The sequence below is a fragment of the Bartonella sp. AA2SXKL genome, assembly GCF_042197205.1.
In the GTDB taxonomy this organism is placed as follows: Bacteria; Pseudomonadota; Alphaproteobacteria; order Rhizobiales; family Rhizobiaceae; genus Bartonella.
Map to the genome: position 1 here is coordinate 1 of NZ_JBHIRN010000100.1, position 798 is coordinate 798.

The following is a 798-nucleotide window of genomic DNA, read 5'->3' on the forward strand; positions in this document are numbered from 1 at the left end:
TATTATCAGCCGTTTCTGTTTCAATCTGTTTTTTAGAACGACTCGAATAAGGATCAAAAGGAGGCTTTTCAAAACCAATCCGTTTTCCTAATACATTACGAAGTTGCATGAAAACAACAACCATAATAACAAGAGCTAAGACAAGTACGATGTCAAATTCCATGGGCACTGTCAATCTCCAAAACTAAAATGATCTACAATAAACATTGCAGTCAATACCATTTATCAATAAATATGTAAAATAGGGAATCTTGCATTTAAGTGCCTTTATAGATTCTTGTTTAAGTTTTAAAAGAAGTTTTCTTCAATAATTTTCTGTTTCAAACCTTGAAAAGGGAATTTTCATGTGATCAAATCTTACCCTATAAATCCTCGCTTTTTTATCATTTTTACCCTTGGTATTTTCCTTGTTGAAATCGCTGGCTTTATCTTCGTTGGAAAAGAATTTGGAATTCTAGCAACTTTGAGTTTGATCATTTTAACGACAATAGCTGGAAGCATTTTGTTAAGAATTCAAGGGGGAAGCCTTTTAAAAAATCTACAACGTGAACTTCTTCAAGGGCAAACATTAGAGCATTATATCATAAATGATGGCTGTATCATTATTGGCGCAATTTTGCTTATTCTTCCTGGTTTTGTGAGCGATATTTTGGGAATATTACTCCTTATTAAACCAGTCCGTGGTATTGCCTGGTATTTACTTTCATCACTTAGAAATAAAATGAATAAACATAATAAAAACAGTACTAAGACCCAAAATGAGTCTGAGGAAATAATCGATCTGAAAGCAGAAGACTA

General features: G+C 32.5%; 1 protein-coding gene and 1 pseudogene. One reads left to right on the forward strand and one right to left on the reverse strand.

All coding sequences use genetic code 11. The features are described 5' to 3' along the window. Positions 1–163, reverse strand: a pseudogene (locus ACFINS_RS10020) (calcium-binding protein); the annotation flags it as partial. Between the two features lie 183 nt (positions 164–346). Here ACFINS_RS10020 and ACFINS_RS10025 point away from each other — a divergent pair. Next, positions 347–798 (forward strand): FxsA family protein (locus ACFINS_RS10025; RefSeq protein WP_375706178.1); only part of this gene is annotated, 452 nt, incomplete at its 3' end.